This is a genomic window from Priestia endophytica DSM 13796 (genome assembly GCF_900115845.1).
Lineage (GTDB): Bacteria > Bacillota > Bacilli > Bacillales > Bacillaceae_H > Bacillus_I > Bacillus_I endophytica.
In genome coordinates this window covers 225,660-250,955 of record NZ_FOXX01000004.1, presented here as the reverse complement: position 1 = coordinate 250,955, position 25,296 = coordinate 225,660, and the positions used below count along the sequence as shown (strand labels likewise).

Genomic DNA, 25,296 nt, shown 5'->3' with positions numbered 1-25,296 from the left:
AGGAGAAGGATAAACCTTTGTCATGAAAAAGTTTCATACACAACTATGAAATATTGATATTTTTACGACTTCCTTATTTACAATACAATAAACCTATGGAAAATAGAGAAAGACCTAAGGGGTTGAAAAGTATGGATGGGAAAAGAGATGTTTTTAAGACACGTGCCACTTTTAAAGTGGGGGAAAAAGTTTATAGCTATTACAAAATAAATTCATTAGAGGAAAAGAGGATAGGAAACATCTCTCGGTTGCCTTATTCGATAAAAGCACTGCTCGAATCTGTCATAAGGGAATACGACGGAATTAATATTACAAAAGAGCATGTGGAAAGGTTAGCCAATTGGGCTGTTGAACGTGATTCCAACCAAGAAGTTCCTTTTAAACCTTCACGTATCCTTCTGCACGACACAACAGGTCTTCCTGCCATTGTTGATTTGGCTGCAATGAGAGAGACGGTAAAACGGATTGGGGAAGATGTTTCAAAAGTCAATCCATTAATTCCTGTTGACCTTGTAGTCGACCATTCCGTAACAGTGGACTACTTCGGGAGACCTGATGCGATGGAATTAAATGAAAAGATTAATTTTGAACGTAACAAAGAGCGGTTTCGCTTTTTCAAATGGGCTCAAAACTCTTTTAACAATCTTCTCGTCGTCCCACCTGCAACAGGGATTATGCATCAAATTAATATGGAATATTTATCATCAGTTGCGGTTACGAAAGAAAGGGACGGCGAAATTGAAATTTATACTGATTCTCTTGTTGGAACAGATTCTCATACAACAATGGTTAATGGACTAGGAGTAGTAGCTTGGGGAGTAGGAGGAATTGAAGCAGAAGCAGCAATGCTAGGGCAGCCTTTATACTTTGGTATTCCTGAAGTTGTTGGGTTTAAACTAACAGGGTCTCTTCCTGAAGGAGCAACAGCAACAGATCTAGCATTAACAGTAACAAATTTGCTGCGAAGAAAGGGTGTTGTTGGTAAGTTTATTGAATTTTTCGGCCCTGGTGTAGGGAAGATGAGCACTGCAGACCGAGCAACAATAGCCAATATGGCACCTGAGTATGGGGCAACAATGGGTTTCTTTCCTGTAGATCAAGAAACACTAAACTACTTAAAACTCATTGGGCGTAGTGAGGAACAAATAGAGCTTGTGGAAGCGTATTACAAAGCTCAAGGAATGTTTTTAGATGAAAATAGTCCTGAAGCGATTTATTCAGATGTAGTTGAGCTTGATCTATCTACTGTTGTTTCATGTCTTGCTGGTCCTAAACGTCCGCAAGATCGAGTTGAACTAACTCAGATGAAAAAAGAATACCGTAATGTAATGCGTGAAAAGGTTGAAAAGGGAGGATATGGTTTTAGTGAGAGCGATTTAGCAAAAGAAGTGGTCGTAAAGCATGAGAATGGAGAAGAGTCCATTATTAAAAATGGCTCTGTTGTTCTTGCTGCGATTACAAGTTGTACAAATACATCAAATCCAAATGTTCTTATTACAGCGGGATTAGTTGCCAAAAAAGCAATCGAAAAAGGTCTTCGTAAAGCTCCTTATGTAAAAAGTTCGTTAACACCTGGTTCACGTGTAGTGACGGATTATTTAAGAGAGTCTAGATTGCTAAGCTATTTGGAGGAACTAGGTTTTCATGTTGCGGGATACGGGTGTGCAACCTGTATTGGAAACTCAGGTCCGCTTTCTGAAGAAGTAAGTAAAGCTATTAGTGACCACAATTTAGCTGTGGCAGGCGTTTTATCAGGAAATCGAAATTTTGAAGGCCGTGTACATCCTCAAATTCAAGCTAATTACTTAGCGTCCCCTCCACTTGTTGTTGCTTATGCTCTAGCAGGGACAGTAGATATTAATATGACTATTGATCCAATTGGCTATGATCAAAATAAAGAGCCTGTTTACTTAAAAGATATTTGGCCATCGTCTGAAGAAGTTCAAGAATGGATCGGAAATGCAGTTCGGCCCGAGCTTTTTCGTAAGCGTTATCAAAATATATATACAGCGAACGAAAGCTGGAATTCAATCCATATACCAGAAGGAGATTTATACGAATGGGAGTCATCTTCTACCTATATTCAAGAACCGCCGTTTTTAAAAGATGTACCTGAACAACTTAGAAATATTGAAGATATTAAAGGAGCCCGTTCTCTCGTTTTACTTGGTAATTCTGTTACAACTGACCATCTTTCTCCATCAGGAGCTATAAAGTCTGATAGCCCTGCAGGAATGTATCTCCAACAGCAAGGAGTCAGTCCAAAAGATTTTAACTCTTATCCTTCGCGACGGGGGAATCATGAAGTTATGATTCGAGGTGCTTTGGCCAACATTCGAATACGCAATAGAATGGTGCCAGGTTATGAAGGAGGGATAACCAGGTATTTACCAACAGGGGAAATTATGTCTATTTACGATGCCGCTATGACATACAGAAAAGATAAAACGCCTCTTGTTGTTATTGCTGGTAAAGAATATGGGACAGGAAGCTCTCGTGACTGGGCAGCAAAAGGAACGTATCTACTAGGGATAAAAGCTGTAATAGCACAAAGCTTTGAAAGAATTCATCGCAGCAACTTAGTTGGAATGGGAGTGCTTCCTCTTCAGTTTATAGAAGGAGAGGATGCTTCAACACTTGGGATTGTCGGTGATGAGACATTTGAAACAATAGGGCTATGCAACGAGATTCAACCAAAGCAAAAAATAAAAATTAAAGCTATTCGTCAAGATCATACTTCTTTTGAATTTGATGTGATCGTACGTTTGGATAATGCTGTAGACGTTGATTATTATCATAACGGTGGGATTATGCAAACCGTCTTACGTCAAATGATAAATCAAAAGGGAAAATCAACGCAGACATCTCACTAAAAAATGATTCAATAATAGGTTAAGAGATAATTGTTAGAGTAGCATCTTACCTAAAAGAACGAAGGGAGAAATAAGAATTCAAGAATAAAGGTGCGTCTTGAATTCTTATTCTCACTATTGTGATGAAAAGACTTTGGAGATTTATAGTGATTTGTTTTGTAAGCGCATTCAAATAGGGGGGATAAGATGATTTCTTTATTGGGATTTACAATGATGGCCTGTTTCATCTTTTTAATTGTAACAAGGAAAATGTCAGCTTTACTTGCACTAATTGTTGTTCCATTAGTTTTTGCGTTTATTGGAGGGTTTGCCAAAGATTTAGGACCAATGATATTAGAAGGGTTAAGCAGCGTTGCCCCTACAGGGATTATGCTAATGTTTGCCGTTCTGTATTTTGGGATTATGATTGAAGCCGGTTTGTTTGATCCACTCATTTCTAAAATTCTATCTATTGTTAAAGGAGATCCTTTAAAAGTTGTGTTTGGAACAGCGATTCTTGCAGGTCTTGTTGCCTTAGACGGTGACGGAACAACAACCTACATTATCACAGTTTCTGCATTGTTACCACTATATCATCGTTTAGGAATGAATCCTCTTATTCTAACCTGTGTATCTATGATGTCGTTTGGCGTCATGAATATGCTTCCATGGGGAGGGCCAACGGCTAGGGCTGCAAGTGCATTAAAGCTTGATGTAAACGACGTGTTTCTTCCTCTCGTTCCGGTTATGCTAGGAGGCATTGTATGGGTATTATTCACAGCCTATATTCTTGGGAAAAAAGAACGAAAACGATTAGGCGTCATGAATATAGATTTATCTAAAGATTTATCTCAGCATCAACAAGCGGCAGCGCTAGAGTCGAACTTAAGACGACCTCATCTTACATGGTTCAATGCATTATTAACGAGTGGGCTAATTGTAGCATTGGTTTTAGGGATACTTCCTTTACCAGTGTTGTTTGTAATCGCTTTTTCTTTAGCTTTATTAATTAATTACCCTAATCTAGATATTCAAAAGAAAGTACTCGGTTCTCATGCAGACAGCGTTGTAATCGTTGTTGCTTTAATCTTTGCTTCTGGCGTGTTCACTGGAATTCTTTCAGGAACACATATGGTAGATGAGATGGCCAACAGTCTGATTGCCGTTATTCCGGAAGAGTTAGGAGGCTATTTTGCTCTTATTACAGCAATTACGAGCCTTCCACTCACTTATGTGATGGCAAATGATCCATATTATTTTGGCGTAGTCCCGATTATTGCGCAAACCGCGGAAGCTTACGGGATAGATTCAGTTGAAATTGCGCGAGCTTCGATACTCGGGCAACCAATACATGCCATGAGTCCTTTGATTGCCTCGACTCATTTACTAGTCGGAATGGCAAAGGTTGATTTTGGAGACCATCAAAAATTTATCATAAAGTGGGCTTTAGGCACGTGTACGGTTATGATCATTGTCGCCTTGCTAACAGGTGCTATTTCTTTATAAGTACTCATTGAGCGCAAAAACCTTTTCTGAAGGAATTCGCGCTCTTTTTAGTATCTAGCATTTTATAAGTCTCTTGTTTGAAATAAAATAGTGCGGTGAGTTTAAAAAAGAGGATAGAAAATAGACGAATTTATCGATATCAGACTTTTCTTAAAAAACTATTGAAAAGCGCTTACAAAAGTTTTATAATCTAACTAAACCGTTTTACTAAACCGGTTTTCTAAAGAGGGTTGTATAATGTAAGGAGCATGTCTATGGAGAAATTAATTATTCCTTTAAACGCATTTCCACAAAATGAACTTGAAGAAAACGGTCAACATTCATTTATTAAACCGTTACACGAAAAGGGTGTGTACGGGGTTGAAATTAGACGAGAATTATTTAGAGACAAAGAGAATGATAGGATTCAAACTAAAAAAAGGCTTGAAGAAACTTCATTATTTATCGTTTACTCTGCACCAATCCAATTGTGGTTAGAAGATGGTTCTTTAAATCAACACGAACTAAGAATGATTTTTGAAGAAGGGGAAGAGCTTCACGCACAGTGGATTAAAGTTTCGCTAGGTTTTTATCAAGAAGGGAAATCAAGCTTAGAGGAGTTGCGGCACTTTTTAAATAATTATCCCGCTCTTCAACTGTTTGTTGAAAATGATCAAACTTCTTATGGAGGTAATATTAAGCGATTGCAAAAATTCTTTGAAGAGGCTTCTAAATCTAGTGTGAAAGTAGCTATGACATTTGATAGCGGGAACTGGCTCTATACCAATCAATCTCTCTTAGAAGCTATTAAAAAATTAGGCTCTTATGTTCAGTACCTTCATTTAAAGCACGTGTACTCCTTAAACGGGAAGTTAGTCACTGTGTCAATTTTAGATGATTTATACGAAAAGTGGAAAGATATTTTGTTAGCGCTTCCACGGGCAACAGTAAAAGCTCTGGAATTTCCTATTGAGTCCATTCACCACATTGATTCACTAGCAAACCATATTAACTCAGTAACCGAAAGTGAGGAACTCATATGAAAAAGTTAGATGTGATTACGTTCGGAGAAGCAATGGCCATGTTTATGGCAAATGAACAAGGACCGTTGCATGAGATTAACGGATTTACAAAAGAGTTAGCAGGAGCAGAAACAAATGTTGCAATTGGATTAGCTCGCTTAGGTGTCCAATCAGCGTGGGTAAGCAAAGTCGGACGTGATCCGTTTGGAACATTTATTATGAATAGACTTCAAGAAGAGAATGTTAATATTGATGGAGTATTGTATGATGAACATCATTCAACAGGCTTCCAAATGAAATCAAAAGTAACAGAAGGAGACCCAGATGTTTTTTATTTCCGAAAGAACTCGGCTGCGAGCCATTTAAATATAGGCGATTTTCATCACACGTATTTTAACTCAGCAGCTCATTTGCATATGACAGGAATTCCGCTTGCACTTTCTCAAGAAATGAGTGAATTTGCTCAATATGCTTTAACATTTATGAAAAAAGCACAAAAAACGGTTTCTTTTGATCCTAACTTACGCCCATCGCTTTGGTCATCTCAGGAGGAAATGATTAAAGTGACAAATGAAACAGCTAAACAAGCAAACTATGTTTTACCTGGCATTCACGAAGGAGAGCTGCTTACAGGATACAAACAGCCCGAAGACATTGCATCGTATTATTTAGATAGCGGGGTTGAAGTTGTTGTGATTAAACTAGGTGAACAAGGGGCTTATTTTAAAACTTCTTACGAAGAAGGAACTGTTGCAGGATTTGAAGTTCCACACATTGTTGATACGGTTGGAGCAGGAGATGGCTTTGCATGCGGCTTGCTTAGTGGGTTAGTAAAAGGAAAATCAATTTCGGATTCCATCCGAAGAGGAAATGCAATTGGGGCACTTGCTGTTGGTACAAAAGGAGATAACGATGGATACCCAACAGAGAAAGAGCTACAATCTTATTTACAATCTCATGCACAAGGAGTGAAGTAAAGATGAAAAAACAGCTTGCAAAACAAAGATGGCTACGATTAATTCCCGTGGTATTTATTACGTACAGTTTAGCGTACTTAGACAGAGCGAATTATGGATTTGGAGCCGCTGCTGGATTAGCAAAAGATTTGCATATTACACCAGCTATTTCATCTTTGCTCGGTTCCTTGTTTTTCTTAGGCTACTTCTTCTTCCAAATTCCTGGCGCACACTATGCTGAAAAGAAAAGTGCGAAAAAACTCATTTTCTGGTCACTGATTTTATGGGGAGGACTTGCGACTGCAACAGGTTTAGTTAGTCATGTTGGCTTCTTATTTGTTATTCGTTTCGCACTAGGCGTTGTTGAAAGCGCTGTTATGCCAGCGATGCTTGTTTTCTTAAGCCACTGGTTTACAAAAGCTGAACGTTCCCGTGCAAACACGTTTCTGATTTTAGGTAACCCTGCTACTGTTTTGTGGATGTCAATTGTATCTGGCTATCTATTAGAATCATTTGGTTGGAGATGGATGTTTATTTTAGAAGGATTTCCTGCTGTTATTTGGGCATTTCTATGGTGGAAGCTAGTAAATGATGAACCAAAAGATGCAAAGTGGTTATCAACTGAAGAAAAGAGAGATCTACAAGAAGAGTTAGAAAAAGAACAGAAAGGAATCAAACCTGTTAAAGGCTATAAGGAAGCTTTTAAAAATCGAACTGTTATTTTATTAAGTATTCAATATGCCCTATGGAGCATTGGAGTATACGGATTTGTAATGTGGTTACCGTCCATTATTAAAGCAGCGCCAAACATGGACATAGTGAAAACAGGCTGGCTTTCTTCTGTTCCATACGTTTTAGCTGTTATATTAATGTTAGCAGTTTCGTACCTTTCTGATAAGTTTCTAAATAGAAGTGCTTTTGTATGGCCATTCTTATTAGTTGGAGCGCTTGCTTTTGCTGGATCATACCTTATTGGTACAAGTAACTTTTGGCTTTCGTTTACATTGCTAGTTATTGCAGGCGGAACAATGTATGCACCATACGGACCATTCTTTGCAATTATTCCTGAAATTCTACCTCGAAATGTAGCAGGAGGGGCAATGGCATTAATTAATAGTATGGGAGCACTCGGTTCTTTTCTTGGCTCTTACATTGTTGGATATTTGAATGGATTAACAGGTGGATTTGGCGCTTCTTATGTGTTTATGGCTGGTTCCTTATTGGTTGCAGCCATCCTTACGATTGTTGCAACAAAAAAGCCAGGCAAGAGAGAAGTGGTAAAACAAGTGGAAGAAATGGCGTAAATCATCAATCAGAGGGGAATCCCTCTGATTGTTCTTTTAAGGAGAAAGAAAAGTTGGAAAGCCTCGTGAATTTCCGGTGCTGAAAGCTTTTCTTTTTCTGTTCGTTTTGTTTAAACTATTAATAGACAACACCAACCATAGTATAGAAATAGAAAAAGGACGGATGATATGCAGAAAGTAACGATGCTTGACGTTGCAAAAGCAGCAAATGTATCCAAAAGTACAGTATCTCAATATATTAATAAAAGATATCAATATATGGGAGAAGAGACGAAAAAAAGAATTCAACAAGCAATAGAGACATTAGGCTATCAGCCAAACTATTTAGCACGGAGTTTAAAGCAAAAACGCACCTCGATGATTGGCATTATTATTGCAAATATTATGCATCACCTTTCAACTGAAGTGATTCGTGCGATTGAAGACTACTGTCATAAGTACGATATTCACGCCATTATTTGCAATGCAGACGATAACCCAGAAAAAGAGAAGAAATATATTGAAATGTTAAAAGCTAAACAAGTGGATGGACTTGTTTTATTTCCAACAGGAGAAAACACTGAGCTCTATGAACAAATGGTAAGAGAAGAATACCCCATTGTTGTGATGGACCGAAAAGTAGAAGAGCTCACTGGGAAAGTTCCATCTATTTTTGTTAATAACCGTGAAGCAACGTGCGAAGCTATTTCCCATTTATTAGATCTTGGTCATGAGAAAATAGCGATTATAACAGAACCTCTCACAATTTCTCCGCGCATTGAACGTGTAGAAGGGTATAAACAAGCTTTACGAGAACGAGATGTTGCTATAGATGAAAAATTTATTATCAACTGTGAAAAAATGTTCATGCAGGAGAAGTTAGACGAGCTTTTTTCTTATCCTGAACCTCCAACAGCTTTGCTTGCTGGAAATGACCTAGTTTTTATTGAAGTGCAAAAATATATTAAACGTAAGAAGTTATCGATTCCAAACGATTTATCATTAATTGTGTATGATAATATTCCGCATGCAGAGATATCTACACCTTCTGTTACAACTGTTTCACATCCAGCCTTTGAAATGGGAGAAAAAGCAGCAAGTTTACTCATTCGTCAAATTCAAAAAGAGTCAACACCAATTGAACAAAATGAGTATCAATGCACGCTAATAATCCGCGAAACAACGGGTCCAAAGCTGTATTAAACAAAAAAGTGAGTTATAAAGGCTCACTTTTTTATTTTAAGGATTGAGAAGCGCTTACATTTGTTTTATACTATTACTAAACCGGTTTATCAAACAAAGGGTAAGGGGAGTTTAATATGAAAATACAGCTAGCTTTAGATCGCTTAACAATTCAAGAAGCAATAAACATTGCTAAAAAAGCAGAAGCATCCATTGATTGGATTGAAGTAGGAACTTCTCTTATTAAAGAATTTGGGATGGAAAGTATTTATGAAGTCAAAAACGCTTTTCCACACAAGTACGTTGTCGCTGATATTAAAACGATTGATAATGCAAAATATGAATTTGGGATATGTTATCAAGCAGGAGCGGATATTGCGACCGTAATGGGCGTTTCACCTCAAGCAACGCTCCATATGTGCTATGACATTACCCAAAAGTGGGACAAAATGATGATGATTGATTTATTGAATACAACACAGGAAACGCAGCAAAAACTAGCAATCTATAACAAAGCCGTTTTTTGTCATCATTTAAGTAAAGATGAACAAGAAATAGGAGGGAAGTCATCTCGCTCCTATACAAACTTACGAGCGCCTTTTTTTGAAGGGGCAAAAGTCGCCGTTGCAGGAGGAGTGAATCTGGAAACAATGTCCTCTCTCTCCTTATTAACGCCAGATGTTGTCATTATTGGATCCTCTATTACAAAAGCAAAAGATATTGAAAAAGCAGCCGCAGCATTTAAAAATAAAATAGAAGATAAAGGGGCAGTGAAATGAGAAAATTAAACAATGTTCTAAAAGAGATAGAAGAAGTTATCAATAAAATTGACCAACAACACCTTGATGATGTTGCTTTTTCCCTTCATAGGGCAAAACGTATTTTCGTCATTGGTGAAGGACGTTCAGGGCTAATGGCAAAATCCTTTGCAATGAGACTTATGCACTTAGGAGCAACCGTTTTTGTCGTAGGAGAGACGATTACACCGTCTATTACTAAAAATGATTTATTAGTAGCAGTGTCTGGTTCAGGCAAAACACAGCAAGTTGTCACTGTCGCACAAAAATCAAAACAATTAGGCTGCTCTGTTATTGCAGTTACAACAAATCCTACTTCACCTTTAAGTGAACATGCAACAGAGGTTATTCATATTCTTGCGGCAACTAAATACCGAAATGAAAATGAAGCACCATCCATTCAACCATTAGGCTCACTATTTGATCAATGTGCACATGTTGTGTTTGATACAATTTGTTTAGAGTATGGACAGTTGAATCAAGTTAGGCATAGCGATGCATTTCAGCAACATAGTAATTTGGAATAGAAGAATACAACGAATAGGAAGTTTTATTATTGACTGTTAGTGCTATTACCCCTGAAGAGTTGGGTAGAATATTTCAAAGTGAAGATTTTGAAAAACTTTATCGTTGTGCCTCTAAAAATTTTCAACAGCTAATATCGTTAGAACAATTTATTGAATTGGCAGTATCTTTTAATATAGGCGTTACATATTATCAAATAGAGTTTAAAACATCTTTGCAAAATTTAAATCACTATATTGGGTTAGATGACCGAAAAGAAAAAGCAATCGCCGTTTCTTTCGATAAACGCCAACAGATACAAAGTCTATATTTAAAGCCATTTATAACATATCCAGAAAGTGATAATCGCTTCACTCAAAATACTTATAGTATGCCAATAAAAGAGGAATGGTTTGTCTTTTGGGGTGGAACAAATGAATTAATTAATTATCATTACGCATACGAAAGTCAACGTTATGCTTATGACTTAGTGAAAATACAAGATGGTTCATCTTATCAAAATACACAAATTCAAAATGAACACTTTTATGCTTTTGATGAAGGAATCGTAGCTCCAGCAGATGGAAAAGTTATTAAAATTATGAATGGAATTAAAGATAATATTCCCGGTGAAATGGATGCCGAAATCTCAGTTGGAAACTATGTCATAATTGAACATACAAGCAAAGAATATAGTCTGTTAGCTCATTTAAAAAAGAACTCTATACAAGTTAAAATAGGTGAACTGGTAAAGGAAGGACAATACATTGGAAAGTGTGGTAATTCTGGAAATTCTTCAGAACCACATTTGCATTTTCAAGTAATGGATTCTTTAGATCTTGAAAGTGGAAAATCACTTCGTATTAGATTTAAAGATGGAATTGAACCAATTCAAGGGGATACGGTTTCAAATGTCTAGGAATATAAAGATACATTTGATGAAAAGTTCGATAAAGTGGAGAATACTTTTGACGATTAGTGAACTGCTTCTCTTAATTCCAAAAACAATAAAACAATTCTTTAAATAAAGGGGCGATGGCAAACTATTCGTTCCATAAAACGGAAGCGTTTTCGCCATTTTAATTCGAAAACGCTTTTTAATCTGATAAATAACAACAATCAAGTTAAACAGAGCCTATTATTTATTTAATAGAACATTTAAAGCCCCAGCTGCCTTAGGCCATCCTGAATAAAAAGCCATATGGGTAACTAAAGCAATAATTTCTGTTTCATTTATTCCATGTTTTTCAGCTAATTGAAGATGAAATGGTAGCTGTTCTGTATTGCCCATGCTAATAAGAGCCGCAAGTGTCACTAAGCTTCTTTCTTTTGATGTTAATGTAGAATCTCTCCACACCTCTTCGAATAATATTTTTTCTCCGTAATCTACAAAAATAGGGGCTAGTTCTTTCATCTCTTTTGACACTTTAGATTCAATAGGGCGATTCATTGCTATCTTTCCTCCTTAATAGAAATCATCTGTGCTTTTCCTTGACCAAACGACCAATTTTCACGATGTGTTTCATTTAGTGTGATAAAAATGTTTTCAATAGGAATATTGAAATGCTCATTAAAAGCATCAGCAATAGCTTGGTATAAGCCTATTTTCTGCTGGACAATTCTTCCTGGAGCACAAGTAATTGAAATAAGGATCATTTTATCTGTTCTCTTTGCCTTATGTTCTAAAAGATAATTAGAATGATAATAAAATTGACCTAAATCATAAGGAGAAAAGAACTGAAAATAATCTTCTGCTGGAATGTTAAAATAGGTGATTAAAGATTTATGGATTTCTTCACTCACTTTCTTCAACTCTTTTTCTTCTCCCTGTGACTTTGGATAATAAACATGAACGAATGGCATATAAACACTTCCTTTCGGTATGAATTTATTTTACTGCGCTCTTTTCTATTTGTATAATTGAAAATATATTAAATAATTATCAAAAAAACCGATGGAGAGGAGAGCAAATGGAAATAAAAGAGTTACATACGTTTAAAAAGATTGTAGAAGAAGGAACATTTTCCCGTGCCGCTCAAAAATTGAACTATGCACAATCTACTGTAACAACGCATATTAAAAAACTGGAAAATGAACTTGGTTTTTTATTATTTGAACGAGGATGGGATGCACGGTTAACGAATGAAGGAGTTTTATTTGCAGAAGAAGTAGAAAGCTTGTTAGCTCATTGGGACTATTCTATTTCTCAAGCACAGCGGATCAGCAATGAAGAGAAAGGCACAATAAAAATTGGCATTGTAGAATCTCTCTCTACAAAGCTAGTATCGTTGATATTAACCTATTTAAACAAAGAGAAACCATATATTCACTGTGATTTTATAGTAGGAAACACAGCTCTTTTATCACAGCTATTAAATCAAAACAAAATCGATTTTGCTGTCTGTGGATATAATCAAACCATGCCTAACGTAACATTTAATCCTCTGTGGAAAGAAGAAGTTCAGTTCATTGTTAACACTTCTGAACATCCGATTTTAAAAAGGGAGGATGTTAGAATTTCAGATATTGTCGATTATCCTGTCCTCATGGGAGAAAACAGCTGTTATTATACTCAATCTGTTCGTGCTTTCTTGGCAGAGAACAATCTAGTATTCAAACGAGTCTATAATTGCAGTGCCTTGCATCTCATTCCTGACATGTTGTTCGAAGATGTAATAGGAATTATTCCTAAAGGAACGGCTTTAAAACAAGACCATATAGTTTTTAATGTCAATGGATTTCAGCCAAATATGCCTATAGGGACTCTTATCTCTACTAAGAGAAATAAATATTTGAGCAAGACAAAACAAGAAATTATAAAGTTGATTGAATCAGCATTTATTTAGCTTTTTGGAAAAAAGCTTATGATAGAAAAAAGGGGTAAAGGAATTGAACTACCCTAAACTTATAAGAGGCCTAAAGAAGCAATACTTCTTTAGGCCTCTTGTATAGTACATAATCAATGGGACAGGACAATTGTTTAACCCTTAATGATATAAAAGTATTTAGTGAAATGAGTTTATCATATTTTAATTTTGTATGTAAAATTCAGAAACACTACTACTTTCAAAGGGAGAGGGAATCTATGTTAATGGAGAAACTAAAGAAAAAAATTGAAATTCCTTTGGAAGAAGAGATTGAGGCACATCGCTTTAGAACGTTCCATACGATTCTCGCTTTAAATGAGAAAAAAGAATTGGCTCATAACGACTGGGAAAAAGTCCATACGGTGATAATTATTATGAATATCGACTGCGTCATTTAATTACAAGTAAAATTTTAGAGATAAAAGGAGTGCCAAAAGCAATGCGGTTTTATAGTATAAGGCTTCCATAAGGTTTGGAATAAGAAAAGATTTGCACATCGAAACTGGAGCAACAAAGGTTTGCTCTTTACTAATAGTAATAAGGATACCAATGAGGTACTTGCATCGGCTGATGGTAACTTGGGATAGAGGGATAGGTAAAGCGAGCTTGCTTGCTTTTCTTTTTGGATTTCTTTGAGGTGCACTCATTAGTTGGTCCGATGACAACTGTTTCATTTTTCAAAGGAGCCAAAGTTTCTTTTAATTTTTCAGCATCCAAACAATACGTATGAGCAAGAACTTCTATCGGAGTTTTTGTAAGAATATCTGATCCAAAAATATACTCTGGATACGGAGCATCAAAAATAGCTAGTAAGTGAGTATTGTTTTCGGCAGCAACTTCCCAATGCCACCACCCTTGAGGAATATTGGCAACTTGCCCAGGGTGGATTGGAATGTTAATTACTTTATTGTTAAACGGATTGATTAAAGAAACAACGGCAGCCCCTGAAATACAATAAACGAGTTCAGCTGCATTTTGGTGATAATGGGGCTCTACAACTCGATCTTCACTTAAATAAATATCAAGTAAAGAAACGTTTCCAAGCGTATTTAAAACATCCCGACCTAATCGATTAATAAAATTTTTAGAATCGCGAGTATTTAATCTATTCTTGTTTACATCAGAGAAATATTGAACATTAGCATTTGTATAATTCATATAGGATGTTGACATGTGCTCTCATCTCCACTTCGCCTAATATTTAATCTAACGTATAGTATGAGAGACATTTCATTTTGTGACAAATACCCAATGAAAAGAGTGATTCTCCCTAGCAAAATTAATGATAATCGTAATAAATTTTGATAACCGCTTTTTCTACCTTCTTTCATTTCTTTAAATATTTTCCCTTTATTATACAGATAATATAAACGAATGGAGGGATAAGATGGATAAGGATTTATTGACTGAAAAGGAAATAGAAGAACATCAACAAAATAAACAGTTAACTTCAGCTGAATTGGCTGATTTGTTTAGTAATTATATGGGCGATTCTTTATTTAGTTGTATGTTTGAGCACTTTCTTCAAGTCGTACAAGATGAGGAAATTAAAGACTTTGTTAAATTTGCATTAGAAGTCTCTCGTAGGCATGTGAAGGAAATTCAGGGCATTTTTGAAACAGAAAATATTCCTATCCCTGTTGGATTCGGAGAACAAGATATTAGAAAAGAGGCTCCTCGTCTTTTCAGTGATATGTTCATGGCTTTTTACATTGTTCAGATGGCAAGTGCTTCTATAGTAATTTATGGAAATGCCTACTCATGTACAACACGACAAGATATTATGAAATATTTTCAAAATTGTACTAATGATTCAGCCGAAACCTATGAAAGGGGAGTACATTTATTACTCTCAAAAGGGATGGATCCTAGTTTTCCAACGATCCCTTATGCTAAAAAAGTTGATTTTGTAGAAAAGAAAAGCTTCATCTCCATTATTACAGGTAGAGATCGACCACTCACAGCTAATGAAATCTAGCATTTACAATATAATATTAATACTAATATTCTAGGTAAATCATTAATGTTAGGTTTTAGTCAGGTTGCATCCTCAAGTAAAATTAGAAAATATTTTCAAAAAGGAGCTGAATTATCAGGAAATCAAATAAAGAACTTTTCTGACCATCTAATGAATCAAGATCTCCCTGCTCCTAAGTTAATGGATGCCCACATAACGGATTCCACTACTTCTCCTTTTTCAGATAAACTTATGATGTATCATGGGTCGTTAGCAGGAGATATAGCTGTACAAAACTTTGGTGCTGCACTCTCTCAAATGTTAAGGCATGACTTAGCAGCTGAGTTTATAAAATTAATCTCACTAATTGGAAAATATAACAATGACGGCTTAAATATGATGATTGAACATGGTTGGTTTGAGGAACCGTATACAGCTCCTGACAGAAAAGCACTTTCAAAATCTTCAGAAGGGAATCAAAGCTAAAATATTTAGTTGAAATAACTTCTTTATTTATTACTTTGATAAAAAGAAAGTAGGATGCTAAAAATGTGAATAAGGCTATGTTTGAAAGATTATTATGGTCTATTGCTTTCCCCGGTTTTGGACAACTTTTAAATTGTCAATATGTTAAAGGGATTTTGTTTATCTTCTTAGAGCTTTTTGTTAATATTCAATCCAACTTTAACACTGCAATCATTTCAAGCTTTGTTGGAAATATTCATCATTCTATTGAAGTAATTGATTTCCAGTGGCTTATGTTTTACCCATGTTTATATTTTTTTTCGATGTGGGATGCTGTAAAAGATGCATATGAAGAGAGAGAAAATTCTACCCTTTTATTTTTGCCATTTGTTTTTTGTGCCTATTTTGTTACTGTAGGTTTGATGTTTTCTACTAAAATTAAAATTTTTGGGTTACTGTTAGGTCCTATTTTTTTACCGATGTTATTTGTAATCCCAGGTGTGTTTACAGGATTACTTGTAAAGAAAATCTTAACATTGTTTATAAAGAGAGAATGCTGATTTTTTTCACACTTACATTTTTTAAGTGCGAAAGGAATTATAGTGTTCTTTTCTTATGCTCTTAACAAAAAGGTCATTCTGCTGGACTGTCATGTTAGCTGAATAAGGGCAGGTAATCTGTTCTCTTGGATTTTCTATTTAAAATAATTTGCTATCCACTTTGAATTATGATCTGTAATGGATTGTTCTATAAGAGTTAAAGGTTCAACGTCTCTTTTACTTACCTGAAAATACCTTTTGTAAGCCCTCAGTTTACGAGTTTTCATAAATGATTTGATTTCTAAAATTACCAAACCCATTTTCATTATGAGAATGGGTTGGAATAAGTTATCCTATTGTATACCTCATTTAAATAGAATAGATGTCGATCACATGAAATCGAAATTTCGTTATGATGTACTTTAATATATTGAATTTTATAATCTCTATAACCTCGAGGCAGCATCGAAATGTTCGCTAAATGTTTAAAAGATGGTCTGGCGACTGAATTTGTCAGATAGGCTGATTCATTCCCTCCTTGCTTTCTCTTTTGATTCAGAGCGTCAATGATTTGTTCAGCGGTTCCAATTCCTATTCCATGTCCAAAATAAGTTTCATCTTCGAGAACAACGGCATTTTCACCTCTCCACCAGGAGGCTTCTGGATTAAAATCCGGATTATTAAAATAGACAATATCTCCAGGTAAGAAATGCTTCGTCTTAATAGCGTGGATTCCAAGATCAGGATCAAAATGCCAGCTGTACAAATAGAGAGGGCGGAATAATCGATTAAATAAACGTTCACCAATACTGTTTAGAACGGCATGGTAATAGATAATCACTTTTGCCGTAGCACACTCAAAAGCATATAGTGAACTGTTTTTGTAAATATCTTGAATTGCATCAGATGGCATTACATCACGCTTCAGTTGGAATCCACCAGAACTCGTTAAATTCCAGTACTGAGGATTACAACGAGACTTTTCAAAGACTTCAAAATCTGCATGACCTTCATTCATGGCTCTTGCACTTGCTATAATGTTTTTTCGTAACTTGAGTTCAAATGATAATTCCCCAATGGATTGATACGAATAAACGACTTGGTCTTCATCCATTCGTTGAACGATTACACGTTCAATACTACCAGACGGCCACATGTCAGTTTGTTGAAAAGGCATCCCAAATATTTGTATCATATTATCCCTCATTCTAAGCTTAAGTATTATTTGTAATTAGTACCTAGCGTATTCGAACTTTGTTTTAATGTGTATTTAAACGAATAAAACAATCTGTCCTTTTTAAAGGGAGGCTTGTTACAATTAATTCGATTATAGACGCTGGAGTAAGGATTTTAAATTACCCATTAAGGGAACGTAAACGTAAAGGGTGATGAAGGGGAAGGAGGGTTATTGTTAGCAAGTCTAACCTCATTTTTTGTTAACTTATGTAATTTAGAGGTTTTTACAAAGAAAATAAAGTGAAAGAGGCTAGTCCAAGAGATTACTGAAACTAAACTCTTAGATTAGCCTTTTTTATCCTTGAAGACGCTTTAGAGTAGAAACAATTTAGTAATATCCTTTTTCACAGTCACAATCATCATAATCTTTTTTGTCATCATATTTATCATCATACTCATGGTCATTATCTGGCTTTTCCCAGTAACATTTTAGCCTTGTATATCTATCATGTTTGTAATGCTTGTCAAGTTTACGATCATATTTACCATAATACTCATCATACTCAGGGTGTTCCTCTAACTCTTCATAGTAACATTTCATTTTTTTATCTTTATCATGTTTGTCATGTTTATCATCATAATAGTCTTTTCTATCATACTCGTATTCATACATGGATATCTTCACCTCCTCAGCTCTATATGTAATATCATATGAAATTGTTAGAGCGAAGATTAGATGAGTACTATGCGTCAAAAACCTGTTTTAGCCTAGAGATATAAATAAATTCTCTAAAAAGAATATAAATAAGCAAAGTTTTTGTAATAGATGGTACTGAAAAAACAAAGAGTTATCTTGTTATATTTAAAAGAGGTTAGGTATCCCAAGGGAGCCCAACCTCTTTTTATACTTATGATCTATCTAACATTGAACTTTTATTATTACTTAAATTCAAAACAAATATATAAATCAAGGGACATTACATATTATATGCGACTAATATGTAATCTTTTTTTAAAATAAATATACCCCTTAGTTTAAGTGTATTTTTTCACAATTTTTGAACATACAGTTAGTTTTTCTCTAATAGGGATCTTTTTTTGGATACGGGAGCATTTTTGCCTAATATCACAGAAAAGACAACAATCAGTGCTATTACAAAAGTGAAAAATGTGATGGATTCATCTAGAAATACGGTTGCAAATAGGATCATTAAAAATGGTTGTAAATATTGAATCTGACTAACTCTTGCTATTCCGCCCATAGCCATTCCGCTATACCAAGCAACATATGCTAGAAATTGACTAACCACTGCGAGGTAAATAAAACTAACCCACGCATGTATTGGTGCATAGAACATTTCAGTTGTCACGTTTAGCCCAACTGGAATAATAAAAAATGGAGCACCGATCATAATTGCCCAAGCAATAACTTGCCAGCTACCTAATTCTTTGGCTAATCTCCCACCTTCTGCGTAACTAAGTCCAAGTATAAGCACGGATGCTAGTAAAGCTAAATCGGCAAATTGTAATCCCCCAAATCCAAGATGAAGGGCATATATAATAACAGCTAAAGAGCCGATTACACTTGAAATCCAAAATTTGAGTGAAGGGATTTCACCTCCTCTAAACATAGCAAATCCGGCTGTTGCTAACGGTAACAGGGCTAATTCCACAGCACCATGAGAAACAGGCAAAGATTCCATTGCCCAAGAAGTGAGGAGAGGAAATCCTAAAACTACACCAAAAGCAACAATAAATAGACTTTTGAATTGTTGAAGAGAAGGTAGTTTTTCCTTTCGAATAATCAATACTACAGCTACTAAAATCGCGGCGACAACTGTTCTCCCTAAACCGACGACTGTAGTCCCAAAATACTCTACTGCAATACTTGTAGAAGGGAGCGTTAAGCTAAAACAAATGACACCTGCTAACCCTAACAATAATCCAAATTTCTCTCCGGTTTCTTTCTGCATCTTATTTTACCCCTATCTTTTAAATTTGTATCATATCTGTCTCATTTTCTACTTTTCTAAAAAACAGTTCTGATATAATTAAAATAATAATGGGGTACATACCGTAAGATAAATCGTTTTTTTACCTATCTGTACTGGTACAATTAAAGGGGAATGAATATATGAGCTCAAAATATATCAAGATAATGAAAGAAATTAAGCTTCGTCTAGAGGAGGGATCGCTTATTGCAGGTAGTAAGCTGCCTTCTGTTCGTCAGCTATCCGAGGATTTTTCATGTAGCAAAAATACGGTCATTAAAGCATATGATGAGCTAGAAAAAGAGCATTTAATTTATTCTGTTCCTAAAAGCGGTTACTATGTTGTGAATGAATTTCAAAATGCGACGAATGAACATGAGACCATTGATTTCTTGTCTGCAGGTCCAGATAAAAACGTTATGCCTTATCTTGAATTTCAACACTGTATGAATCAAGCAATTGAACAATATAAAGAAGAGCTTTTTACATACTCTGATCAGCAAGGGTCTTACTCATTACGAGTACAGATCGTGAAGTATTTGCAGGATTTACAGGTGTTCACTCAACCTGAAAGATTGGTAGTTGTATCCGGCTCGCAGCAAGCCCTTAATTTACTAGTTTCTATGTCATTTCCAAATGGTAAAAACAATATTCTTATTGAACAGCCTACTTATTTTGGATTTATTGAGTCTATCACTCTGCACCAAGCGACTACCTTTGGAATTGAGTTATCGATGGAAGGGATCGATCTTGAGCGTCTGGAATATATTTTTCGAAATAATGGTATAAAATTTTTTTATATTATCCCGAGATTCCACAATCCTCTTGGACATTGTTACACGAATAGTGAAAAGAAAAAAATCGTTGAGTTAGCTGAAAAATACGATGTATATATAGTGGAAGATGATTTTTTAGGAGACCTTGATCCAAATGCAAAATCAGATCCTTTATTTTCGTTTAATCCTTCTGGGAGAGTGATTTATATTAAAAGTTTTTCGAAAATTTTTCTCCCAGGATTAAGGATTGCTACTGTCGTTCTGCCCCCATTAATGAATAACCATTTTTTACGATATAAATTTAGTTCAGATTTTAATAGTCCAGCCCTTTCTCAAGGAGCTCTTGAAATTTATTTGAAGAGTGGGATGTTTAATAGTCATCTAAAAAAAGTAAAAGAGATATATCGTACGAAGATGCAACTTCTTCAGGAAGCATGTGAATCATTGCTACCGGCTAATACCCATTTTTCTAAACCCTCTTCAGGATTCTATCTCTCCATCAGTTTGCCTGAGAAGGTGACAGCAAAACAGATCGTTCATATGCTAAATGAACAGCATGTATATGTTGATGACGCCTCTAGATTTTTTTTACCAGAATATAAAAAGGAAAATCTTATCCGATTAAGTATCTCTCAAGTGAACAAGAGTAAAATTAAACTAGGAGTAGAGCGATTGGCTCACTGTATTACTTTAATTGACAGTAGGAAAAAACACATTACTCCAAATAACTTTTTACACTTGTAGGATGGATAAGGTTAGTACAATTTTAAATAAAACTCATAAAAGATAAAGTAGAAAGGGCCGTTTGGTCCTTTTTATTTTGAAGAAATATTTAAAAGAGATAGCTCATTTTAAAATTAAGGATGCTGCTGATTAGTCATAGATTATAGAAAATTATTTTTATATTTATTCTCCTTTTAGTTCTCCAGCTTTTTCCTTGTGGTTTTCAATGAATTGAGCTGCATTTTCCCCTGTTCTCTGGGTAAAAGACATTTATATGATAAAAAGCATAAGGAAAAGCACCTTATGCCTTTTATCATATATCAAATTCCTGACCAAACATCTTTCGCATAAATTCCTTTTGCTAGAAGGTTATCTAGCCATTTTTGTGCTTCCTGTTCATCAACATTATAGAGAGAGCTATAAGCATCTTGTAAGGTGTTTTCAACTTCAGGAGCCATTTTACTTCCGTCTCCACATATATAAAGTCTTGCACCTTCCTCAAGGATACGAATGATTTCTTCTGCGTTTTTAGCAATCAAGTGTTGTACATATGTTTTAGACGTGTTCTGTATCCGAGAGAAGGCTGTGTGAATCTCAACAATTCCATCTCTCTCGTATTTCTCAAGTTCTTCTTTATAAATAAAATCATTTTCATTTCTACATCCAAAGTAGAGATATGCTTTACCAAGTGTTTTGCCGTCTTTTTTCAATGTTTCACGTGCCTGGAGAAATCCTCGGAACGGCGCTATTCCTGTACCTGGACCTACCATAATAATGGGTGTTTCAGTGTTTTTAGGCAGTTGGAAATGAGATTGTGGAGTACGCACAAACATTAAAATATCATTTCCTTCTTCTTGAGCTGCTAAATAGTTTGACGCAACTCCTCGATATTCACCATGACCACTCCACGCAGGGGCACGAACGACCGCAACGGTAATACTTGCACATTGTGCGTTCACTCGGGGAGAGCTTGAAATAGAATAAAATCTTGGTTTAAGCGGGCGTAAAAGCTCTAAAAAGCGTTCAAAGGGCATTTCACAAGCTTCGTATTTTTCCATTAAATCAAGCATAGAAATTCTTTTATTGATGATTTGAACTTTGTAATTGTCTTCCTCTAATAACTCTTCCAATTCACGCTTGTGAGGCGGACAAACTGTGTAAGCGGACAGTTCACGTATTTGGGCTCGAGTGGCAGGTTCCTGAATTTCCACGCTATAGCTTAAAAGATTATGAAGGCTAATCGGACGATTCAAAGGAAGGTGAGCTGCACTGCTTCCACTTGCTGTTAGCTTCACTTGGTTATTACCATTCAATGAAAATCGTTTTAGAATTCGTTCTACATTTTCTTTACTGTTACTTGGTAAAACTCCAAGATGATCTCCTTCTTGATAAGTCACTTCTTCTGGTAACGTAATTTCAATATGTCTTGTACTTCGTTCACTTCCAGGTAGCTGGAGCTCAATGTTTTTGCTAATAGAGGCATAAGCTGCCTCGTATGATTGAGCAAGAGGGGACTCTCCAAGACCGCTCACAAATTGTATGTTAAGTGTGCTTCGCTCTTTTTCTACGTTTTCATTTAACTTTAATCCAAAAGTGTTCATTGCGTCTTTCCACATCGTGTTTTTCCATTGTTCGAACTGGGTATCAAAATCTCCACTTGCATCCGTTTCTCCACGAGTTGAGAATCTTATAGCACCTTTGAGCGCAAGCTGTTCATCAATAAATCTTGGAACATACTGATACGTACTAGCCCAGTTATGGTCTCCACAGCCTAATACAGCATAGTGAACATCATGGAGTTCGCCAGGTTCAACTTCTTCTAACCATTGAACAAACTGACTTGCATTGCTTGGTGGTTTTCCATTATAGGAAGAGGTCACAATGATAAGCGCTCCTTCTTTTGGAAGTTGGCCTATATAATCATTAAGGGGAGCAACTTTACTTCTAACTCCATGTAAACTAGCGGTATCCGCAAGTTCTCGTGCAATTCCTTCGGCTGTCCCTGTATCAGAACCATAAAGAACAAGGAGGGGCCTATTGTCTAGTCCGATAATAGAAGATGGCTGAAGTGTTTTTTTCTTTTCATCATCTGCTTCTTTTTTTTGTGTTGAAATAGTAGGAGAAATAATGGAGTCCTTATGGCGCAACTCAACGCGAACTTTGAAATCATCCGGTTTTAAGGTTAGCGTTTGTTTTATATCTAATTCATAATTTTTGTAATCAATAAGATTAAAGTGTTGAAGAATCATTCCTAACACAAGGGTTGCTTCATGAAGAGCAAACTGCATGCCAATACATGCTCGCTGCCCATTTCCAAACGGTTTGTAAGCATGGTGGGGTACTTTGCTCTGATCTTTAAATCGTTCAGGACGGAATGCTTCAACATCATCTCCCCATGCTTCTTTATCACGATGTAATTGAGGAATCAGAACAGAGATAGCTTCATCTTTTTTTATGAAGTATTTTTCCTCTAACCATGTATCTTCTTTTGCATACAATCTAAATCCTGGCGCTGTTGGCCATAATCGGAGAGCTTCATTTAAGATCATCCGAACATATTTTAGTTCTAAAATCTGTTTATAAGAAGGAGACGAATCTGTTAAAACGGCATCAACTTCCTCATACGCTTTTTTCATTTTGTCAGGATTTTTTAATAAAAAGTATAATGCAAAAGATAGTAAACCACTCGTTGTTTCATGACCAGCAATTAAGAATGTAATAATTTGATAGCGGATATTTTCATCATCTAATGTCTCACCTGTTTCAGGATCTTTTGCATGAAGCATTAAAGATAGTAAATCTCCTTCATCTTCTGTTTTAGTTCTTTTCCGCTCTGCAATAATGCTGTCTACTAACGAAAACATAGCTTGAATATCGTGCTGAAACTGACGTCTTGTTCTTACCATTAGTTTATCCTGAATGCCAAGGCGCTGTCCTTGATGCATTGCTTCATCAAGAGCACGAACCATACTATTAATAAAAGGGTGAGGCGTTTCTCGATAATAACTGTTAAAACGATAGTTAAACCCACATAACCCAATGGTATCTAGCGTTAGGCGTGTCATATCTTCTGGGACGTTGATGCTTTCTTTTGGATTAAGACGTGCCCATTTCTGAATAAGTTGTGTTGCAATATCCACCATCATTGAATGATAACCCTTCATTGCTCGCTGACTGAAGGTCGGAAGAAGAATATGATGAGCTTTTTTCCAATTTGGTTCATGTGTCCAACTCGTAAAAAGCCCGTCACCAGAAAAAGCCCGAACATTTTCTAAAGGTCCCTTAATACTTTTATCAAATCGTGATTCATCACAAACTTCTTTTACTAATTTGTGTCCAGAAACAACAACACTCTCAGCACCAGGCGTCTTAAAGCGAAAGATTGGACCATGTTCTTCTGCAAGTTCGCAAAGAGATAAAGTCGGCTTGTCTCTATTAATTAAAGGTAAGTTACCGAGTGGGCCAAATGTTTTAGGTTGGGGAATATTCAAACCTTTGGTCATATACAACATCCTTTCTTTTTCATATGTAGTGGAGTTCAGATTCCTTTTTTTGTTATTACCAAATTAATTCTTATTATTCCTTCTAATCTCCTCCTGTACGTAGAAAGAATATAACTTTTACTTTGATAGAGGGAAAGGAGATTCTCTCTTAAATGGCGTTAAAGAACAAAGTATGACGTTTGTTTCAACGGATAATAGATTCAGTACAGATAAGAAGAAACTGAAAATTTTATAACTGCGGTCGTAAATAAATTTTGAGAAAAGAGAAACCTAGTTGATTGATAGCCGTAAATGAAAAGAGAGTTAAGTAAAAAACGGATTTGTTAATAAAGAGGGAACGCAGGAGGTTATTTGAGTGAGTATAGGCGCTCGACTGAGTAAGTTGAGGGAAATGAAAGGCATTTCTAAAGAAGAATTTGCTCATCACATTGAAGTATCAAAAGAAACCATTGATGACTGGGAAAACAACAGAAGTGAGCCAAATGCAAACCAACTAATGAAGATAAGTAAGTATTATCAAATTCCGCTCTATGACTTGATGAGAAAAGACAGATTTACATCTGAGGAAAAAGAGGACTTTCTAAGTACGGGTTTATATCTTGGGTTTACTATTATAATTATCGGCATGTTTCTTGGAGTTTTCTTTAATTTATTAATACTTTCTAGTATTTCAAATATCATAGGAGCTTTACTTATTGTTTTCTATGGAAGTTTAAAAAAGGTCGCGGAAAATATGATACAAGAATTCAAACTGAAGGATGATTGATCTTTTTATTATGAGAAGAGTTCTATCTGTTTTCGTTTTAGTGATTGTGGACGTAGGAACTTAATTACGTAAGGAGTTTTATAATGAAAGCTAACATTTGTATCTGTATCTTACTCACTGTGGCTACCGCATTAGGCATCTTTGGTCAAGATATGGCTTATTTTCTTGAAGGGGTTATAGGGATAAATGCACTGTATTGTCTTACTTTTACAACCATCGTTACTGTTCTTTTATATATCGTTACGGGAATCTGTCTCTACATATTTACGAGAAAGAGCAAAATTAGCAAAAAGGGAATAGAGATCTATTGGACAGGCATTATAGGCATTAGCATTGTCCTTTCTTTTTGGTCTATCTTCGTTTTAGCAATGTGGTGGGGACGAGGGAAGAAGGGTTCTGGTATAAGGGGAAATATTAGGATAGATGATAAAAAATCACGCAGCTATGAATAA

Annotated in this window: 25 protein-coding genes; 18 read left to right on the top strand and 7 right to left on the bottom strand. The window is 35.7% G+C overall.

The window, feature by feature from the left end; translation table 11 throughout:
• Positions 1 to 131: 131 nt before the first annotated feature.
• The 9 genes from acnA to BM012_RS27185 all read left to right on the top strand — a co-directional run bounded on the left by acnA (position 132) and on the right by BM012_RS27185 (position 11,000).
• Positions 132 to 2,873, top strand: a complete 2,742-nt coding sequence (acnA, locus tag BM012_RS10235) for an aconitate hydratase AcnA (protein ID WP_061804203.1) — start codon at positions 132 to 134, stop codon at positions 2,871 to 2,873.
• A gap of 186 nt (positions 2,874 to 3,059) precedes the next feature.
• Positions 3,060 to 4,358: a CitMHS family transporter gene (locus tag BM012_RS10230; protein WP_061804204.1), complete on the top strand. Its 1,299-nt coding sequence runs from the start codon at positions 3,060 to 3,062 to the stop codon at positions 4,356 to 4,358.
• Positions 4,359 to 4,612: 254 nt separating this feature from the next.
• Complete coding sequence (locus tag BM012_RS10225; RefSeq protein WP_061804205.1) at positions 4,613 to 5,380, top strand: sugar phosphate isomerase/epimerase family protein; 768 nt, start codon at positions 4,613 to 4,615, stop codon at positions 5,378 to 5,380.
• Complete coding sequence (locus tag BM012_RS10220) at positions 5,377 to 6,336, top strand: sugar kinase (RefSeq protein WP_061804206.1); 960 nt, start codon at positions 5,377 to 5,379, stop codon at positions 6,334 to 6,336. Before BM012_RS10225 ends, BM012_RS10220 begins: the two co-directional genes overlap by 4 nt.
• Positions 6,337 to 6,338: 2 nt before the next feature.
• Positions 6,339 to 7,619 carry an MFS transporter gene (locus BM012_RS10215; protein ID WP_061804207.1) on the top strand — a complete coding sequence of 427 codons (1,281 nt, stop codon included), beginning with the start codon at positions 6,339 to 6,341 and terminating at the stop codon, positions 7,617 to 7,619.
• A gap of 168 nt (positions 7,620 to 7,787) precedes the next feature.
• Entirely contained in the window at positions 7,788 to 8,801 is a 1,014-nt protein-coding gene (locus BM012_RS10210) for a LacI family DNA-binding transcriptional regulator (RefSeq protein WP_061804208.1), read from the top strand.
• Between the two features lie 116 nt (positions 8,802 to 8,917).
• A complete protein-coding gene (hxlA, locus tag BM012_RS10205) occupies positions 8,918 to 9,559 on the top strand; it encodes a 3-hexulose-6-phosphate synthase (protein ID WP_061804209.1) in 642 nt (213 codons plus the stop codon).
• Entirely contained in the window at positions 9,556 to 10,104 is a 549-nt protein-coding gene (hxlB, locus tag BM012_RS10200) for a 6-phospho-3-hexuloisomerase (protein ID WP_061804210.1), read from the top strand. Before hxlA ends, hxlB begins: the two co-directional genes overlap by 4 nt.
• A gap of 29 nt (positions 10,105 to 10,133) precedes the next feature.
• Positions 10,134 to 11,000: a M23 family metallopeptidase gene (locus BM012_RS27185; RefSeq protein WP_321170001.1), complete on the top strand. Its 867-nt coding sequence runs from the start codon at positions 10,134 to 10,136 to the stop codon at positions 10,998 to 11,000.
• A gap of 219 nt (positions 11,001 to 11,219) precedes the next feature.
• Here the strand turns inward: BM012_RS27185 and BM012_RS10190 are convergent, their stop codons facing one another.
• Positions 11,220 to 11,531 carry a carboxymuconolactone decarboxylase family protein gene (locus tag BM012_RS10190; protein ID WP_061804211.1) on the bottom strand — a complete coding sequence of 104 codons (312 nt, stop codon included), beginning with the start codon at positions 11,529 to 11,531 and terminating at the stop codon, positions 11,220 to 11,222.
• A 2-nt stretch (positions 11,532 to 11,533) separates the two neighbouring features.
• Positions 11,534 to 11,944 (bottom strand): tautomerase family protein, encoded by a 411-nt coding sequence (locus BM012_RS10185; RefSeq protein ID WP_061804212.1) that lies wholly within the window; start codon positions 11,942 to 11,944, stop codon positions 11,534 to 11,536.
• Between the two features lie 107 nt (positions 11,945 to 12,051).
• Between BM012_RS10185 and BM012_RS10180 the strand changes: the two genes are divergently transcribed.
• The 3 genes from BM012_RS10180 (at position 12,052) to BM012_RS27180 (ending at position 13,417) form a co-directional block, all read left to right on the top strand.
• Positions 12,052 to 12,927 carry a LysR family transcriptional regulator gene (locus BM012_RS10180; RefSeq protein ID WP_061804213.1) on the top strand — a complete coding sequence of 292 codons (876 nt, stop codon included), beginning with the start codon at positions 12,052 to 12,054 and terminating at the stop codon, positions 12,925 to 12,927.
• A gap of 239 nt (positions 12,928 to 13,166) precedes the next feature.
• Positions 13,167 to 13,346 carry a hypothetical protein gene (locus BM012_RS10175; RefSeq protein WP_061804214.1) on the top strand — a complete coding sequence of 60 codons (180 nt, stop codon included), beginning with the start codon at positions 13,167 to 13,169 and terminating at the stop codon, positions 13,344 to 13,346.
• Entirely contained in the window at positions 13,292 to 13,417 is a 126-nt protein-coding gene (locus BM012_RS27180; protein ID WP_082802579.1) for a DUF3658 domain-containing protein, read from the top strand. The genes BM012_RS10175 and BM012_RS27180 overlap by 55 nt, the downstream gene beginning before the upstream one ends.
• A 59-nt stretch (positions 13,418 to 13,476) precedes the next feature.
• Here BM012_RS27180 and BM012_RS10165 read toward each other — a convergent pair whose 3' ends face one another.
• Complete coding sequence (locus tag BM012_RS10165) at positions 13,477 to 14,121, bottom strand: cupin domain-containing protein (protein WP_061804215.1); 645 nt, start codon at positions 14,119 to 14,121, stop codon at positions 13,477 to 13,479.
• Between the two features lie 214 nt (positions 14,122 to 14,335).
• Here BM012_RS10165 and BM012_RS26800 point away from each other — a divergent pair, with 214 nt between their 5' ends.
• From BM012_RS26800 to BM012_RS10155, 3 genes are all read left to right on the top strand, one after another.
• Positions 14,336 to 14,926: a DUF3231 family protein gene (locus BM012_RS26800; protein WP_235606151.1), complete on the top strand. Its 591-nt coding sequence runs from the start codon at positions 14,336 to 14,338 to the stop codon at positions 14,924 to 14,926.
• 15 nt (positions 14,927 to 14,941) lie between these two features.
• Positions 14,942 to 15,391: a DUF3231 family protein gene (locus BM012_RS26795; RefSeq protein ID WP_268801476.1), complete on the top strand. Its 450-nt coding sequence runs from the start codon at positions 14,942 to 14,944 to the stop codon at positions 15,389 to 15,391.
• A gap of 65 nt (positions 15,392 to 15,456) precedes the next feature.
• Complete coding sequence (locus BM012_RS10155) at positions 15,457 to 15,930, top strand: hypothetical protein (RefSeq protein WP_172460147.1); 474 nt, start codon at positions 15,457 to 15,459, stop codon at positions 15,928 to 15,930.
• 304 nt (positions 15,931 to 16,234) lie between these two features.
• Here BM012_RS10155 and BM012_RS10150 read toward each other — a convergent pair whose 3' ends face one another.
• From BM012_RS10150 to BM012_RS10140, 3 genes are all read right to left on the bottom strand, one after another.
• Positions 16,235 to 17,104 carry a protein-glutamine gamma-glutamyltransferase gene (locus BM012_RS10150; protein ID WP_061804216.1) on the bottom strand — a complete coding sequence of 290 codons (870 nt, stop codon included), beginning with the start codon at positions 17,102 to 17,104 and terminating at the stop codon, positions 16,235 to 16,237.
• 369 nt (positions 17,105 to 17,473) lie between these two features.
• Entirely contained in the window at positions 17,474 to 17,758 is a 285-nt protein-coding gene (locus BM012_RS10145; protein ID WP_061804217.1) for a hypothetical protein, read from the bottom strand.
• Positions 17,759 to 18,155: 397 nt separating this feature from the next.
• Positions 18,156 to 19,058, bottom strand: coding sequence for a DMT family transporter (locus BM012_RS10140; RefSeq protein WP_061804218.1), 903 nt, complete (start codon positions 19,056 to 19,058; stop codon positions 18,156 to 18,158).
• 161 nt (positions 19,059 to 19,219) lie between these two features.
• Here BM012_RS10140 and BM012_RS10135 point away from each other — a divergent pair, with 161 nt between their 5' ends.
• Positions 19,220 to 20,596, top strand: coding sequence for an aminotransferase-like domain-containing protein (locus BM012_RS10135; RefSeq protein ID WP_061804219.1), 1,377 nt, complete (start codon positions 19,220 to 19,222; stop codon positions 20,594 to 20,596).
• 299 nt (positions 20,597 to 20,895) lie between these two features.
• On the opposite strand, the gene BM012_RS10130 is transcribed toward BM012_RS10135, so the two are convergent.
• Entirely contained in the window at positions 20,896 to 24,078 is a 3,183-nt protein-coding gene (locus BM012_RS10130) for a bifunctional cytochrome P450/NADPH--P450 reductase (protein ID WP_061804220.1), read from the bottom strand.
• A 355-nt stretch (positions 24,079 to 24,433) separates the two neighbouring features.
• Between BM012_RS10130 and BM012_RS10125 the strand changes: the two genes are divergently transcribed.
• Both BM012_RS10125 and BM012_RS10120 read left to right on the top strand, forming a co-directional pair.
• Positions 24,434 to 24,844, top strand: coding sequence for a helix-turn-helix domain-containing protein (locus BM012_RS10125; protein WP_061804221.1), 411 nt, complete (start codon positions 24,434 to 24,436; stop codon positions 24,842 to 24,844).
• An 83-nt stretch (positions 24,845 to 24,927) separates the two neighbouring features.
• Positions 24,928 to 25,296: a hypothetical protein gene (locus BM012_RS10120; protein ID WP_061804222.1), complete on the top strand. Its 369-nt coding sequence runs from the start codon at positions 24,928 to 24,930 to the stop codon at positions 25,294 to 25,296.